The organism is Pseudomonas sp. NPDC088414 (assembly GCF_044753325.1).
In the GTDB taxonomy this organism is placed as follows: domain Bacteria; phylum Pseudomonadota; class Gammaproteobacteria; order Pseudomonadales; family Pseudomonadaceae; genus Aquipseudomonas.
The window spans coordinates 215235-230988 of record NZ_JBIVMY010000003.1; the positions used below are offsets into that span (position 1 = coordinate 215235).

Sequence of the window (15754 nt, forward strand, 5' to 3'; positions counted from 1 at the left end):
GTTTACAGATCGTGGTGCAGATACGCCGCCTGTTTTGGCAGGCGCAGGCTGAACAGGAACGCCACCGCCATCATCACCGTGACGTACCAATAGAACGCGTTTTCCATGCCCCCGGCTTTCAGGCTCAGGGCCACGTATTCCGCCGAACCGCCGAAGATCGCGTTGGCCACCGCGTAGGCCAGACCGACGCCGAGGGCGCGGACTTCCGGCGGAAACATTTCGGCTTTCACCAGGCCACTGATCGAGGTGTAGAAACTGACGATCGCCAGCGCCAGGGTGATCAGCACAAAGGCCAGAATCGGGCTGCTGATGCTTTTCAGGCTCAACAGAATCGGCACGGTGAACAGCGTGCCGAGCGCGCCGAACCAGAGCATCGAATTACGTCGGCCGATCTTGTCGGCGAGCATGCCGAACAGCGGCTGCATGCACATATAGAGGAACAGCGCGCCGGTCATGATGTAGCTGGCGGTCTTGGCGTGCATACCGGCGGTGTTCACCAGATACTTCTGCATGTACGTGGTGAAGGTGTAGAAAATCAGCGAGCCACCGGCGGTGTAACCGAGCACGGTGATGAACGCCGCTTTGTGATCGCGGAACAGTGCACTGATGCTGCCGGCGTCCTTGTTCTCGCGCATTTCCTTACTGGTGGTTTCTTTCAGCGAACGGCGCAGGAACAGCGAAATCACCGCCGCCACCGCACCGACCACAAACGGAATCCGCCAGCCGTAGGCACGCAATTCGTCTTCGCTGAGGAACTGCTGCAGGATCACCACCAGCAACACCGCCAGCAGTTGGCCGCCGATCAGGGTCACGTACTGGAACGAGGCGAAAAAGCCGCGCTGGCCCTTGAGCGCGACTTCACTCATGTAGGTCGCGGTGGTGCCATATTCGCCACCCACCGACAGGCCTTGCAGCAGTCGCGCGAACAGCAACAGCAGCGGTGCCCAGACGCCGATGCTGGCGTAGGTCGGCAGACAGGCGATGAGCAGCGAGCCGAAGCACATCATCAGCACCGAAATCATCATCGAGGTCTTGCGACCCTTCTTGTCCGCCAGCCGCCCGAAAATCCAGCCGCCGATCGGGCGCATCAGGAACCCGGCAGCGAACACCCCGGCCGTGTTGACCAGTTGCACCGTGGGGTTGTCGGAGGGGAAAAACGCCGGGGCGAAATAGATCGCGCAGAAGGCATACACGTAGAAGTCGAACCATTCGACAAGGTTGCCGGACGAGGCACCGACAATGGCGAAGATGCGCTTGCTGCGCTCCTCGCCGGTGTAATGAGCGGTGGTAGTTGTCATTGTTTTTTACTCTGAAGGGACAGGTGAGAGTCTAGACACACTTCGCAACAGTCCCGTTCCACGGATACATCGTCAAGGGCACCGCACGACACTGTGGCGAGGGAGCTTGCTCCCGCTCGGCTGCGAAGCAGTCGTAAAACCGGAAAACACGGTGATATGAATCACCGCATTCACAGGATTTGGGCTTGCTTCGCAAGCCAGCGGGAGCAAGCTCCCTCGCCACAGGTAGATCAACAGTTGCTCTGTGTAGGAGCTGCCGCAGGCTGCGATCTTTTGCTTTTAATAATCGAAGAACACCGTCTCCGCCTCAGTGCCCTGCAAAATCACATTCCACTGATACACCCCCGCCGCATCCGGCTTCGCCAGCAACGTCCCGCGGCGCTCGGCGGGCACACATTCGAGCAGCGGATCATTGACGTTCGCCGGGTCGCCTTCGAAGTAGATCCGCGTCAGCAAGTGCTTGACCAGCCCACGGGCAAACACCAGCACCACCAGATGCGGCGCCTGGGTCGAGCCCTTCAGGCCTTCGACCGTGCCCGGTTTGATCGTGGTGAAACGGAAGCGCCCTTCGGCGTCCACCGGCACCCGGCCAAAACCTTCGAAGTGCGGATCCAGCGGTTTGTCCTGCTCGTCTTCCGGGTGCGCGTACTTGCCGGCGGCGTTGGCCTGCCAGACTTCGAGCATCGCGTCGTTGACCACATCGCCGTTGCCGTCAACGACCTGGCCGGTGATCGCTACGCGCTCGCCGAGGGTTTGTTCGACCGCGAGGTTTTCGCGGTTCAGCCAGGTCAGGCCGATGTGGTAGTACGGCCCGACGGTGTGGGACGTGGTGGCAGTCAGCGTCATCTTATTTCTCCATCGGCGTGGCGTCGCGGCCGCGCAAGACGATGTCCCAGCGATAGCCGAGGGCGTAGGACGGAATGGTTTTTTCCAGATCGAAAGCGGCGATCAGACGCTCCTTGGCGGAGGTGTCCGGCACGCAGTTGTAGATCGGGTCATAAGCCAGCAGCGGATCGCCGGGGAAATACATCTGCGTCACCAGACGGGTGAGGATGCTCGGCCCGAACAGCGAAAAATGGATGTGCGCCGGACGCCACGCGTTGTGGTGGTTGCCCCACGGATAGGCGCCGGGCTTGATGGTCTGGAACTGATACCAGCCGTCGGCGTCGGTCACGGTGCGGCCGGTGCCGGTAAAATTCGGGTCCAGCGGCGCGTCGTGCAGATCACGCTGGTGGTTGTAGCGGCCGGCGGCGTTGGCCTGCCAGATCTCCACCAGAATCCCCGGCACCGGCAGACCGTTTTCGTCGAGCACACGGCCGTGAATGATGATGCGCTCGCCCAATGGCTCGCCGTCGTGCTGAGCAGTCAGGTCGTTGTCTTTCTCGGCGACGCGTTCGGCACCGATAGTCGGGCCGGTGATCTCCGACAACGAATGCGGCAGAAACACCAACGGCTTGGACGGCGAGCGCAGGTTGGTGGATTGATACGTCGGGTGCAGGTACTCGGGCTGGGTGCCTTCCTGCGGACGACGGTAGCCAGGCTTGTCAGTCATTTCGCTTTCCTCAGTTCTTATTCGTGCAGCTGTGCGTCAGACGCGTTCGATGGCCAGGGCCAGACCCTGCCCGACGCCGACGCACATGGTCGCCAGACCTTTCTTGCCGCCGGTCTTTTCCAGCTGATGCAGCGCCGTCAGCACCAGTCGCGCGCCGCTCATGCCCAACGGGTGACCCAAGGCAATCGCGCCACCGTTCGGGTTGACCTGCGGCGCATCATCCGCCAGACCCAACTCACGCAGCACCGCCAGGCCTTGGCTGGCGAAGGCTTCGTTGAGTTCGATCACGTCGAAATCGCTGACCGCCACGCCGAGACGCTCGATCAGTTTGCGCACCGCTGGCACCGGGCCGATGCCCATCACCCGTGGAGCAACCCCGGCGCTGGCCATGCCCAGCACTTTGGCCCGTGCTGTCAGGCCGTGTTTTTTCACCGCTTCCGCCGACGCGAGAATCAGCGCAGCAGCACCGTCGTTGACCCCGGACGCGTTGCCGGCGGTGACGGTCTTGTCCGGGCCGTTGACCGGTTTGAGTTTGCTCAGCGCTTCAAGCGTGGTGTCGGCGCGCGGATGTTCGTCCTGGCTGACCACGGTTTCGCCCTTCTTGTGGACGATCCGCACTTCGACGATTTCCTCGGCGAAGTAGCCCGCCGCTTGTGCAGCGGCCGTGCGTTGCTGACTGCGCAGGGCGAAAGCGTCCTGATCGGCACGCGAAACCTTATAGTCGTCAGCGACGTTGTCGGCGGTCTGCGGCATCGCATCGACGCCGTACTGGGCTTTCATCAACGGGTTGATGAACCGCCAGCCAATGGTGGTGTCTTCCAGTTTCATGTTGCGCGAGAACGCTGCGTCCGCCTTGCCCATCACGAACGGCGCGCGGGACATCGACTCGACGCCGCCGGCAATCGCCAGCTCCATCTCGCCACTGGCAATGGCACGGAACGCCGTGCCGATCGCGTCCATGCCCGAAGCGCAGAGACGGTTGAGGGTCACCCCCGGCACGCTCTCCGGCAGGCCCGCCAGCAGCAGCGCCATGCGCGCCACGTTGCGGTTGTCTTCGCCAGCCTGGTTGGCGCAGCCGAGGAACACTTCGTCGATTGCATTCCAGTCCACCGAGGGATTGCGTTCCATCAGCGCCTTGATCGGCACAGCGGCCAGATCATCGGCGCGCACGGCGGACAAACCGCCGCCAAAACGGCCGATGGGGGTGCGAATCGCGTCGCAGATATACACGTCACGCATCATGCTTCTCCCGGTGCCTGGCCGTGGGCCGCAGCGGTGCGCGCTTCGAGATCGCGCAGCGCGGTCAGTTCAACCTCGGTCGGCGCAGCGGTGGTTTCAACGTTGTCGGCAAAGCGGATCGCCCAACCGGTGGCAGCGACCACTTGCTCGCGGCTCACCCCCGGGTGCAGTGCGGTGACCACGAATTCGTGAGTGTCCGCCTCCGGCTCCATGATGCACAGGTCGGTGATGATCCCGACCGGGCCGGCACCCGGCAGGCCCAGACGCTTGCGCGAATCGCCGCCCTCGCCGTGACCAACCGAGGTAATGAAGTCGAGCTTGTCGACAAACGAACGCGCCGACTGCTTGAGGATGATCAGCACGCTTTTCGCCGAGCCGGCGATTTCCGGCGCGCCACCGGCACCCGGCAGGCGTACTTTCGGTGCGTGATAGTCGCCGACCACCGTGGTGTTGATGTTGCCGAAACGGTCGACCTGCGCCGCGCCGAGAAAACCGACGTCGATGCGCCCGCCCTGCAGCCAGTAGCGAAAAATCTCACCGGTCGGCACGACGGTGTCTGCAGTTTCCGCCAACTCGCCGTCACCGATCGACAGCGGCAGCACGCTGGGCTTGGCGCCAATCGGGCCGGATTCGTAGATCAGTACCACGTCCGGCGACGACGTCAGGCGCGCGAGGTTGGCGGCTTTCGATGGCAGGCCGATGCCGACGAAGCACACCGAACCGTTCTTCAGGCGACGGGCCGCGGCGACGGTCATCATTTCATTGGTGGTGTAAGTCATTACTTGGCCTCCGAAGCAGCAGCCAGTTTGGCCTGGAACTCGCTGAAGTCAGCGCAGCCATGGATGTATTCGTTGATCCACGCGGTAAACGTCTCACGGTCACGGGCGATCGGATCCCACGCCTGATAGAAACGATTGTCACGCTCGGTGTAACCGTGAGCGTAGGACGGATGCGCGCCACCGGGAACGTGGCAGACCGCGCTCAAAGCCCAGGTCGGCAGCACGCAGGCATTCATCGGGGCGTTGAGGTTGTCGACGATTTCCTCGACGGTGACGATGCAGCGCTTGGCCGCCAGTGCCGCTTCTTTCTGCACCCCGAGAATGCCCCACAGCAGCACGTTGCCCTGACGGTCGGCTTTCTGTGCGTGGATCACGGTCACGTCCGGACGTACCGACGGCACCGCCGCCAGCACTTCACCGGTGAACGGGCAAGTGACCGTTTTGATCAGCGGATTGACCTTCGGCAAGTCGGAACCGGCGTAGGCCCGCAGCACGGCGAACGGTAGGCCGGACGCGCCGGCGACGTAGGCATTGGCGAGGTCGGCGTGGCTGTGCTCTTCGATTTCCAGCGCATGCGGCCATTGTTTCTCGACCGCGTCGCGCAGTCGGTGCAACGAACCCACACCCGGGTTGCCGCCCCAGGAAAAGATCAGCTTGCGCGCACAACCGGCACCGATCAGTTGGTCGTAGATCAGGTCAGGCGTCATCCGCACCAGGGTCAGATCTTTCTTGCCCTGACGAATGATTTCATGACCTGCCGCCGTAGGGATCAGGTGAGTGAAGCCTTCGAGCGCGACGGTGTCGCCGTCGTTGACGAATTGCTTCACCGCGGCGTGCAGCGAAAGGATCTCGGCCATGGAGCAGGCTCCCGTTTTTGTAGTGAATCGCCAGTGATAAAAAGGCGCGAGGTTCAGCGCCGGAGTCACTGCAGATTAAGCCGCTGAAAATCGCCAAACAATCCGATAATCGACTGAGTGTTCGTTTATCGAACAGATTGTTATCAACCTATCGTTCTGTGTTGTCGGCAAAAGATCGCAGCCTGCGGCAGCTCCTACAGGTGTACGCATTCCAATGTACGAGCTGCCGAAGGCTGCGATCTTTTCGGCTTAAACCGCGATATCAGGTCGCATCCGCATGACTGACCATGCCTTTGATCACCACCGCCGCCGTCGCCAGCCCCGCCGGAATCACCAACGCCGTCAGCACCTGCTCGAAATTCCAGCCCAACCCCAGCAACGTCGCCCCCATCCACGCCCCAAGAATCGCGCCAAAGCGGCCAATCCCGAGCATCCACGAGACCCCGGTCGCGCGCCCCTGGGTCGGATAAAACCGCGCCGCCAGCGACGGCATCGCCGATTGCGCGCCGTTGACGCACATACCCGCCACCAACACCAAGGTCGCGAGCAGCGTGATGTTGCCCAGGCTCTGCCCCACCGCGTAGGCAAACACCCCGGCCAACAGATAGAACGTGCCGATGACCTTGTGCGGATTGAAGCGGTCCATCGCCCAACCCACAGCGACCGCACTCAACACCCCGCCGAACTGGAACAGCGCACCGATGAACGCTGCCTGCTCCATGCTCGCGCCGCTGTCACGCATCAGGGTCGGCAGCCAACTGGTCAGCAGATAAACGATGACCAGGCCCATGAAGTAGGTCAGCCACAGCAGCAAGGTGCCGACGCTGTAGGTGCCGGAGAAAATCACCGCGAACACGTTGCGCGCCTTGACGGTTTTCTGTTCCGGCACGCTGAAACTCGAGGCCTGCGCGACGGTGACCGGATCGATCGGCGACAAGGTCTTGCGTACTTTGTCGGTGCCGCGATTGCGCACCACCAGAAAACGCGCCGACTCCGGCAGCCAGAACAGCAGCACCACCGCGAGGATCAGCGGCAGAATCCCGCCGATCAGCAACAGGCTGTGCCAGCCGAACGCCGGGATCAGCTTCGCCGAAATGAAGCCGCCACCGGCCATGCCGAGGTTGAAGCCGCAGAACATGCTGGTCACCAGCAACGACTTTTTGCGCTCCGGGGTGTATTCCGAGAGCAGCGTGGTGGCGTTGGGCATGCCGGCGCCCAGACCGAGGCCGGTAAGGAAACGCAACACCAGCAGTTGCTCGACGTTGGTGCTGTAGGCCGAGGCCAGGCTGAAAGCGCCGAACAGCAGCACCGCGCCAACCAGCACCACTTTGCGCCCGAAGCGGTCAGCCAGTGGGCCGGAACCCAATGCACCGAAGACCATGCCGATCAACGCGGCACTCATCACCGGGCCGAGGCTGGCGCGGTCGATGCCCCAGTCCTGGGACAGCGCTGGCGCGATGAAGCCCATCGCGGCGGTGTCGAGGCCATCGAGAAACACGATCAAGAAACACAGGATCACCACGCGCCACTGATAGCGCGAGATCGGTTGGGCATTGATGAAGGTCTGCACGTCGAGGCAGTTACCTACAGCGGACTGAGGCTGGTTCATTATTTTTATTCCACGCAAAAAACGCAGTCGAACGGCGGCCGGCCAATGAGCGGCACGGTCACAAGAATAGAAGGCTGAAATCAGATGTTGCGGTGAATCCGGCAACAGGGAATGGGGCTGAGACAGTCGGGGAGCATGCGCATGATGAATTGCCTCTTGTCATTATTATGGGAGTCGACAATCCGGCAGGCTCATTCACATCTGGCCGGATGACGCTGCCGCGACATTAATGATCCGAGGCTTTTAGCGTCAATTCGATAAACGCAACACTGTGCGTTTATCGAACAGCTTCCTCAGGCGAACAACTGCGCGCTGAGGTCGCGGCTGGCGCTGAGCAGGCCCGGCAGAAAGCGTTGTTCCAGTTCGGTACGGCTGACGCGACCGGCGTGGGTGCTGACATTAAGCGCCGCTACCACCTGGCCCGACGCATCGTAAACCGGCACGGCAATCGAACGCAGGCCTTGTTCGAGTTCCTGATCGACGATGCACCAGCCCTGCTGCCGTACTTCCTGCAGGCATTCGAGCAGACTTTCCGGGGTATGCAGCGTGCGGCTGGTCTTGGCCACCAGTTCGGCATGGTCGAGGTATTCGCGCAGCGAGGTGTCGTCCAGCGCCGCCAGCAGGATGCGGCCCATCGAGGTGCAATAGGCCGGCAGCCGCCCGCCCACCGACAGATCCACCGAGATCAGCCGTTGCGTGGTCGCCGAACGGGCGATGTACAGAATGTCGTCACCTTCGAGCGTGGCCATGTTGCAGGCTTCGTGCAGTTGCTCGCTCATGCGGTCGAGGTACGGCTGAGCCGATACCGCCAGCGGCGTCGAAGACAGATACGCGTGTCCCAGGGTCAGCACTTTGGGCAGCAACGAGTAAGTACGGCCATCAGTGGTGGCGTAACCCAGTTTGATCAGTGTGTGCAGGCAACGGCGCACGGCGGCGCGGGGAATCTCCGTGCGATGGCTGATCTGAGCGATGGTCAGGTGCCGCTTGCGCTCCTGAAATGCCTGCACCACCGCCAGGCCACGGGCCAGCGAAGTCATGAAATCCGGATCGCCGGTCAGCGCCTGGATACGCTTGGCCGGCGAAGCGACGATCGGCGGCGCCACGGAAGTGAAGGAGTTGCGCATTTGATCGTTCATTTCTTGTCCTTTTTTGCGGCACGGATCAATGGCTATACAAGCGACTCGCCAGCGGATGCACAAGAGTCGAGACGCCAAGATTGGGCGATTATCGAACCGCCGACCGATTATCGCAATCCATCACCCGCTGTCCTTCGCAGCGTCTTCAATCGTTCGCCTGACCTGTTCATCCAACTTTGCATGCCCCATTAGTTGATCGACTTAATGGCGCCAGAAACTGAACGCGAGTCCTTAAAAGGTTTCGGCGAATTTCAACTAGCGATAAAACTTGTCAGTAACAAAACGATCACACATCCCGAACCGTTTTTAACTTGGCAAAGATAGTCATTCCCGAATCGACCGCTATAATGCACCTCAGTGGCGCCGCGTTTTCATTGGCCGAGGGTGCCGCCTGCTGACCCGATGCCTATTGCCGTCAGCCCCGGCCAGCGCCTGACGCTCTTTATTCATGCACCGCCAGCGCGCTTGCTGAAACAGGAAACTGATGCTGCGTCAGTTTTAGTCTGGTGCCGTAGCCGCCTGCAACATGGAAGTCTTGATCGCCCTGCCGATAACGCCAATGCCTGAACCGGCATGGCCCTTCGTTGGACGTGTTCAATCGACTCGTTGCCGTGCGTTTCACCAGATATTTATCTCAACTCAAACAGGTAGCACTGTGACGAAAGACGAACTGCGCGCGGAACTTGAGCGCCAGGAACAACGTTACAAGGAAGTTTACGGCGGGGAAGTCACCACCTACGCCGCGCAACCCGAACCGGAACGCAAGGCATGGCGCAAACGCCCGACCGTTCAGGATCAGGTTTTCCAGCAAGAACTGAAAAAGATGGAAGAAGAACTCAAAACCGAAGAGCCATGACCGGGCGATCCTGAGATTTTCGAGGGTCTGCGTCGCCACCGGCTAAAAGCTCGGTGACCCGACCATGCCTTGCGCGCCCGCTACCCGCGGGCAGCGGCCCCCCTCCCCCGGCCTGAACGGGAAAGGAGCGTGTCTGACTCGTTTCAGAGATATTTCACACAGACGTTTGAGGCCCTTACGCACTCGACAAAATGCCTGCCGCCTGAAGGTTTTTCCAAGCCAATCAATGACTTGAAAAACCCTGCAACACGCTGGGGCTTTGCACCTTGCAACAATTTAATTCGACATTGATTGCTACCGATGAGCAGGTAGGGGATCGATTTCCAGTCTTTTCTGGCATAATCGCGCCCCCTTATGACCGGGTCAGAAAACCTTCATGATCGATTTATTCAGCGGACTGGATGCTTGGGTGCTTGTGAGCCTCTTGCTCGCCCTGACGTTTGTCCTCGCCTTCGAGTTCATCAATGGATTTCATGACACCGCTAACGCGGTAGCCACTGTTATCTACACCAAAGCCATGCCGCCTCACCTGGCGGTGTTCTTCTCCGGTGTGTTCAACTTCCTCGGCGTGTTGCTGGGCGGCGTTGGCGTGGCGTATGCCATTGTTCACCTGCTGCCGGTAGAACTGCTGATCAATGTGAACACCGGCCATGGCCTGGCGATGGTGTTCTCGTTGCTCGCCGCGGCGATCACCTGGAACCTGGGCACCTGGTACTTCGGTATCCCGGCTTCCAGTTCCCACACCCTGATCGGCTCGATCCTCGGTGTCGGCCTGGCCAACGCCCTGATCAACAACATCCCGTTGGCCGACGGCGTGAACTGGCAGAAAGCGATCGACATCGGCGCCTCGCTGGTGTTCTCGCCAATGGCCGGTTTCCTGATCGCCGCGCTGGTCCTGATCGGCCTGAAGTGGTGGCGCCCGCTGTCGAAGATGCACAAGACCCCGGAACAGCGCCGCAAGATCGACGACAAGAAGCACCCACCGTTCTGGAACCGCCTGGTCCTGGTGATCTCGGCCATGGCCGTGAGCTTCGTGCACGGTTCCAACGATGGTCAGAAAGGCATCGGCCTGATCATGCTGGTGCTGATCGGTATCGTGCCTGCGCAGTTCGTACTCGACCTGAGCAGCACCACCTACCAGATCGAACGCACCCGCGACGCGACCCTGCACCTGAGCCAGTTCTACAAGCGCAATGCCGACTCCCTGGGCGAATTCCTGGCCCTGGGCAAAAGCGTCGAAGGCGACCTGCCGGAGAAATTCCGCTGCAACCCGCAGCAGACCGAACCGACCATCAACGCCTTGCTTGACACCCTTAAAGGTGTAGCGGACTACCATTCGCTGTCCTCGGAAAGCCGCATCGAAGTGCGTCGCTATCTGTTGTGCCTGGATGACACCGCGAAGAAAGTCGGCAAGCTGCCGGGCCTTGAAGCCCGTGAAAAGGCTGACCTGGACAAACTGCGCAAAGACCTGACCACCACCACTGAATACGCCCCGTTCTGGGTGATTCTCGCGGTGGCCCTGGCCCTTGGCCTGGGTACCATGGTCGGCTGGAAACGCGTGGTACTGACCATCGGCGAGAAGATCGGCAAGCAAGGCATGACCTACTCTCAGGGCATGTCGGCGCAGATCACTACTGCCAGTTTGATCGGTATGGCCAACATCTTCAGTCTGCCAGTGTCCACCACTCACGTGCTGTCCTCGGGCGTGGCTGGCACCATGGTCGCCAACAAGAGCGGCCTGCAGGGTGGGACTGTTCGCACTATCCTGCTGGCGTGGGTTCTGACCTTGCCAGCGACTGTGGCGTTGTCGGCTGGGTTGTTCTGGTTGGCGTCCAAAGCGTTGGGTAGCTGATAGACCGCAACACATGAGAAAGGCGTGATTCGTGAGGATCGCGCCTTTTTTTTGGGTTTGGTTTTGTGAGCATATCCGTTGTTGCGGTAACGGCCTCCTATGGTTCCGCCCTTACGGCGGGTCACTTTTTCCAAACGCCGAAAAAGTAACCAAAAAGGCTTCCCCCGGCGTACGGCACTTCGCTGAGGCTCAGTGTTCCCTCGCTACGGTATCCATCCGGGGGCATCGCCTACGGTTTGCTTCGCTGCACCTCCTCTCGATGTATGCGGCTTCGCCGCATGGCGCTACGCGCCTAACCCCCGGATGGACACCTACGCTCGGCCTGCCGAAGGGGCTGAAGATCAAAAGCTAGAGCCAAAGCCAAAGCCAAAGCCAAAGCAGATCAAAAGATCACAGCCTTCGGCAGTTCCTACAGGGGATTGGGTTTATTCAGATAGAGATTGGTCGGCTGTCAGGCCGCCATCGCTGGCAAGCCAGCTCCCACATTTGGACTGAGTGAATTGAGTTAGAGACTGGTCGGCTCGCAGGCCGCCATCGCCAGCAGGTACAGTTCAGATTGCGTGCTCCCCATGCGGCAAAGCCGCCCCACTCAACACAATGAGCGTTAGCTCGAGTACCGCTTTTGATCTCCAGGCCCGTCGGCAGGCTGAGTGGAGGGATTTATCCGGGGGTGGGAGCGCAGCGACCGTTTGGCGCAGCCAAACACAGCGAGAGGAGGTGCAGCGAAGCAAACCGTAGGCGCTGCCCCCGGATGAATCCCGCAGCGAAGGAACCCGAGCCTAGGCGAGGGCCGAACGTCAGGGTAAAGCCTTTTGGGTTACCTTTTCGGCGTTTGGAAAAGGTGACCCGCCGTAAGGGCGGAACCGTAATAAGCAACACCCGCAGCAACGGATATGCACACCCAACAACCCACAACATGGTCGGCCCAAAGGCCGCCAAGTAGCCAAAAAAAAGGGCAACCGAAGTTGCCCAAAATGCCTTGCGTGCTCATCAAACCCGGAAAGACCTACTTCTTGCGCTTATTCGCATCCTTCCAGATAAAAAATCCAAACCCTGCAAAAAACAGAACCATGAGACCTACGGTCAGAACCCCGGCAAACACCACGTTATCGAAAAACATGACTGTGGCCTCCTGGCCCCTGCTTTGCTGCGATGGAGCTAAGTTAACCAATCACGCAGGCGCAGAAATTGACCAGGATCAAGTCCGGTCAACACAGAAGGCAAAGGCGGGAAAATAACTGACCTGCATCAAAGGATGCAGGGGGGAGATCAACGCTTTTTCGGCTTGTTTTTCGACTTTTTCTTTACTTTTCCCAACGGCATCGCCTGCTCGAAGGCCTTGCGCACTTCGTTCAGGCGCTTCTCGTTGAGGTCATGCACACGCTTGGCGCGTTCGGTGCTGAGGTCGATCAGTTTGTCGTCTTGGCTCATGGCGGGAGCATCACTTAGAAGAATCACAACTGCCGCATCAAAGGCAGGACTGCGCCAATAATGCCGCCTGGCGCCGAGCCTGACCAGCCGTCGACGCTGGCGACCTGGAACAATTGATGTACCGCATGACGGTTTTCACCGCACAATCTGCGCTTTGCCGCGAACCCCAAGGATGTTTGCCGTGCCCCTGCATCAGGACCTGCCACCGCTGATGGCCCTGCGCGCCTTTGAAGCCGTGGCCCGCCATTTGAGTTTCATCAAGGCTGCCGACGAGTTGTCAGTGACCCAGAGTGCGGTCAGTCATCAGGTGCAAAAACTCGAAGAGTTTCTCCGCCTGCGTCTGTTTGTCCGACGCACCCGCGCCATCGATCTGACGCCGGCCGGGCAAGCGTACTACCAGCAAATCGAACCTGCCCTCGCCGCCATCGCTGCCGCCACCCGGCCACTGCGCGGTGAGCAGCCAAGCACCTTGCGCATTGGCCTGCTCGCCTCGTTCGCCACTTTATGGCTGGCACCGCGACTGGCGGATTTCAGCACGAAAAACCCACACATCCACGTCGAACTGCTGCCCTCCGTGCAACTGGCCGATGTCGCTGGCGGCGAGGTGGATCTGGCGATCCGCTATGGCAAGGGTGGCTGGCCGAAAGTCCTGGCCCGACGCTTCATGAGCGAAACCCTGACCCCGGTATGCAGCCCCGACTTCAAGGCCAATGGCGTGAAAAACGGCCCGTTGCTGATGGCCAAGTCGCACCAGCCTTTCGAATGGACAGACTGGTATCAGCACAGCGGCATCGACCTGAGCCACGTCCCCAGTGTCATGCTCCATGACTACAACATCGTCGTCGAGGCGGCGGTCGCCGGTCAGGGCATCGCCATGGGCCGTCAATGCCTGATCGAACGCCGGCTCAAGGAGGGCTCACTGGTCCCGGCCTTTGACACGCCGCCGTTGCACGGCGAAATCGGTTATTGGCTGGTCACTCCCCAGCGCCTGCCCGAGGCAGACGTGCAGAGTTTCAGCCAATGGCTGGATGCAAAGGCCCACCCATGAGCGATTTCGATACATCGGATTAGATCTATCCGTTTGTCGGTGATCCGTCGCTTCAACATGCTGATGCCCTCACTCAGGAGGACTCAACATGACAGATCTGCTCAGCAAGCGCGTTGAACAACTCGGGCTGCAACTTCCGCCTCCCAGCCAGCCCATCGCCAATTACGTCAATCAGGTCGGCACTCAAAACCGCCTGTACATCTCCGGACAAATTCCGTTGATTGACGGCAAACCGGCCTTCATCGGGCGCCTGGGTGAAGCCATCAGCGAAGAGGAAGGGATCAAGGCTGCCGAACTGGCGGCCTTGGGCCTGCTCGCGCAATTGGGTGATGCCTTGGGCGATGATTTGTCCAGGCTGGGACGTATCCTGCGACTCGGCGTTTTTATCGCCACCACGCCCGACTTTCAACGCCAGGGCGCTGTGGCCAACGGGGCTTCGAATCTGCTGGTCAACGCACTCGGTGAAAAGGGCAGGCATGTCCGTACCGCTGTGGGTGTGTGCAGTCTGCCGAGCGGTGTGGCGGTTGAAGTCGATGCGATTTTCGAGCTGCTCCCGTGAATGCCGAGGCCGTCGAATATCTGCGAGCGGCCACGCCCGGCTGCGCCCGGATCATTCACTTCAACCATGCGGGTGCCTCCCTTCCGAGCCAGGCAACCCTCGATGCAATCATCGAGCAGTTGCAACGCGAAGCGCTCGGCGGCCCGATGGAGGCCGCTGATACTCAACTGCAGCACAGAGCACGCAGCGCCGCCGCGACACTGCTCAATGCGCCCCCTGAAGACATCGCCTTCGCCAGCAGCGGCTCGGCGGCATGGAGTCAGGCGTTCAATGCGCTGGGGCCATGGCAACCCGGCGAGCGGATCCTCGTCGGACGTCACGAATGGGCCGGTAATCTGGCGTGCATGGCTGAAGCGGTAAAGTCCGGTGCGCGACTGCAGGTGATCCCGTGCGATGCCGATGGCGCTGTCGATCCACAAGCGCTCGCGCGGATGATCGACCGCAATGTGCGCCTGATCGCCCTGACCTGGCTGCCGGCCAATGGTGGCCTGATCAACCCCGCCGAGCGGATCGGCCAGGTCGCTCGACAACATGGAGTCCCCTACTTCATCGACGCCGGTCAGGCGCTGGGGCAGTTGCCCTGCGACGTCCAGGCCTTGCAGTGCGATGTGCTCAAGGGCGCCGGGCGCAAGTTTTTGCGCGGCCCGCGCGGTACGGCATTGATGTACATCCGGGAGGCGTTTCTGCAACGTCTGTTGCCACAGCAACGTGATGTGTTGTCAGCGCCATGGGATGGCCGGCGCTTCACCCTGCGCGATGATGCGCGCCGTTTTGAAACCAGTGAAGTGTCGCTGGCCCTGCTGGCCGGGCTGGCCAATGCGCTGGAAGAACACAACCGGATCGGCGCAGGGGCGATTCGCCAGCGCATCGAACACTTGAGCGAGAGCCTGCGCCAACGCCTGCCGAGCATTCCCGGCCTGACCCTGCGCAATCTCGGTCCGGCGGACCAACAGTCCGGGCTGATCGCCTTCACCCTGGAAGGCTGGGATTGTGTCGAACTGAAGCAGGCGCTGGCTGCACGGCGAATCAACATCGGCGCCAACGGCGTGGCCTACACGCCCCTCGACATGCAGGCCCGCGGGCTCGAAAGCCTGGCGCGGGTCGCGGTGAGTTATCTCAACACTGAAGAGGAAATCGAGGCGTTGCTGGACAATCTGGGCGAACTGGCGGCCTCGCCTCAGATCTCGATATCGACCCACAAGCCCTGACGCGGCTGATCTTCCATCAGCGGCACCACCGGAACGGTGTTGTCGGCATTCAGCTCGGTGCCCGGCACGGCCAGATGCTCTTCCGGGTCTTCGTCGGCTTCGCGGCGGCGACGATCACGCTCCTGCTGACGGCGCTGCTCTTCGCGCGCCAGCAGGCGATCCTCTTCCGGGTCGCGTTTTTGCAGGTCGATCGTGCTTTCGTTGGAGCTTTCCTGCACCGGCACCACCGGAGGAATGTCCGGCCGCTGGCGAATCGGATCCTGCTGGGAAGTGATCGGCACAGCGCTCAGGGGGAGCATCGGTGGCAGCATATGAAGGGTCTCCTGTCAG

At 60.8% G+C, this 15754-nt stretch carries 16 protein-coding genes; 5 read left to right on the top strand and 11 right to left on the bottom strand.

Annotated elements, in window-relative coordinates; genetic code table 11:
- Positions 1 to 2 precede the first annotated feature (2 nt).
- The 8 genes from ACIP8I_RS06065 to pcaR form a co-directional block, all read right to left on the bottom strand.
- A complete protein-coding gene (locus tag ACIP8I_RS06065) occupies positions 3 to 1298 on the bottom strand; it encodes an MFS family transporter (RefSeq protein ID WP_007963165.1) in 1296 nt (431 codons plus the stop codon).
- Between the two features lie 279 nt (positions 1299 to 1577).
- Entirely contained in the window at positions 1578 to 2144 is a 567-nt protein-coding gene (gene pcaG / locus ACIP8I_RS06070) for a protocatechuate 3,4-dioxygenase subunit alpha (protein ID WP_003222412.1), read from the bottom strand.
- A 1-nt stretch (position 2145) separates the two neighbouring features.
- Complete coding sequence (gene pcaH, locus ACIP8I_RS06075) at positions 2146 to 2850, bottom strand: protocatechuate 3,4-dioxygenase subunit beta (protein ID WP_025110743.1); 705 nt, start codon at positions 2848 to 2850, stop codon at positions 2146 to 2148.
- 36 nt (positions 2851 to 2886) lie between these two features.
- Entirely contained in the window at positions 2887 to 4092 is a 1206-nt protein-coding gene (pcaF, locus tag ACIP8I_RS06080) for a 3-oxoadipyl-CoA thiolase (protein ID WP_400759486.1), read from the bottom strand.
- Positions 4089 to 4868, bottom strand: a complete 780-nt coding sequence (locus ACIP8I_RS06085; RefSeq protein WP_400759489.1) for a CoA-transferase subunit beta — start codon at positions 4866 to 4868, stop codon at positions 4089 to 4091. The genes pcaF and ACIP8I_RS06085 overlap by 4 nt, the downstream gene beginning before the upstream one ends.
- Positions 4868 to 5725: a CoA transferase subunit A gene (locus ACIP8I_RS06090; RefSeq protein ID WP_226501527.1), complete on the bottom strand. Its 858-nt coding sequence runs from the start codon at positions 5723 to 5725 to the stop codon at positions 4868 to 4870. The genes ACIP8I_RS06085 and ACIP8I_RS06090 overlap by 1 nt, the downstream gene beginning before the upstream one ends.
- 262 nt (positions 5726 to 5987) lie before the next feature.
- Complete coding sequence (locus ACIP8I_RS06095; protein WP_400759491.1) at positions 5988 to 7334, bottom strand: MFS transporter; 1347 nt, start codon at positions 7332 to 7334, stop codon at positions 5988 to 5990.
- A 293-nt stretch (positions 7335 to 7627) separates the two neighbouring features.
- Entirely contained in the window at positions 7628 to 8470 is an 843-nt protein-coding gene (gene pcaR, locus ACIP8I_RS06100; protein WP_007963153.1) for a pca regulon transcriptional regulator PcaR, read from the bottom strand.
- A gap of 655 nt (positions 8471 to 9125) precedes the next feature.
- Here pcaR and ACIP8I_RS06105 point away from each other — a divergent pair.
- Entirely contained in the window at positions 9126 to 9326 is a 201-nt protein-coding gene (locus ACIP8I_RS06105) for a hypothetical protein (RefSeq protein WP_003222398.1), read from the top strand.
- A gap of 376 nt (positions 9327 to 9702) precedes the next feature.
- On the top strand, positions 9703 to 11178 hold the full coding sequence (locus ACIP8I_RS06110) for an inorganic phosphate transporter (protein ID WP_400759492.1): 1476 nt from the start codon (positions 9703 to 9705) through the stop codon (positions 11176 to 11178).
- A 1006-nt stretch (positions 11179 to 12184) separates the two neighbouring features.
- Here ACIP8I_RS06110 and ccoM read toward each other — a convergent pair.
- Both ccoM and ACIP8I_RS06120 read right to left on the bottom strand, forming a co-directional pair.
- Entirely contained in the window at positions 12185 to 12298 is a 114-nt protein-coding gene (gene ccoM, locus ACIP8I_RS06115) for a cytochrome c oxidase subunit CcoM (RefSeq protein ID WP_003222396.1), read from the bottom strand.
- Between the two features lie 149 nt (positions 12299 to 12447).
- Positions 12448 to 12609 carry a hypothetical protein gene (locus ACIP8I_RS06120; protein WP_007969497.1) on the bottom strand — a complete coding sequence of 54 codons (162 nt, stop codon included), beginning with the start codon at positions 12607 to 12609 and terminating at the stop codon, positions 12448 to 12450.
- A gap of 181 nt (positions 12610 to 12790) precedes the next feature.
- On the opposite strand from ACIP8I_RS06120, the gene ACIP8I_RS06125 reads away from it, so the two are divergent.
- The 3 genes from ACIP8I_RS06125 to ACIP8I_RS06135 all read left to right on the top strand — a co-directional run bounded on the left by ACIP8I_RS06125 (position 12791) and on the right by ACIP8I_RS06135 (position 15424).
- Entirely contained in the window at positions 12791 to 13657 is an 867-nt protein-coding gene (locus tag ACIP8I_RS06125) for a LysR substrate-binding domain-containing protein (RefSeq protein WP_400759494.1), read from the top strand.
- Positions 13658 to 13745: 88 nt separating this feature from the next.
- A complete protein-coding gene (locus ACIP8I_RS06130) occupies positions 13746 to 14216 on the top strand; it encodes a RidA family protein (protein WP_007969495.1) in 471 nt (156 codons plus the stop codon).
- Complete coding sequence (locus tag ACIP8I_RS06135) at positions 14213 to 15424, top strand: aminotransferase class V-fold PLP-dependent enzyme (RefSeq protein WP_400759497.1); 1212 nt, start codon at positions 14213 to 14215, stop codon at positions 15422 to 15424. The genes ACIP8I_RS06130 and ACIP8I_RS06135 overlap by 4 nt, the downstream gene beginning before the upstream one ends.
- Here ACIP8I_RS06135 and ACIP8I_RS06140 read toward each other — a convergent pair.
- Positions 15394 to 15735 (bottom strand): hypothetical protein, encoded by a 342-nt coding sequence (locus tag ACIP8I_RS06140; protein ID WP_003222394.1) that lies wholly within the window; start codon positions 15733 to 15735, stop codon positions 15394 to 15396. The two genes, ACIP8I_RS06135 and ACIP8I_RS06140, sit on opposite strands and share 31 nt — an antisense overlap.
- Between the last annotated feature and the right edge of the window lie 19 nt (positions 15736 to 15754).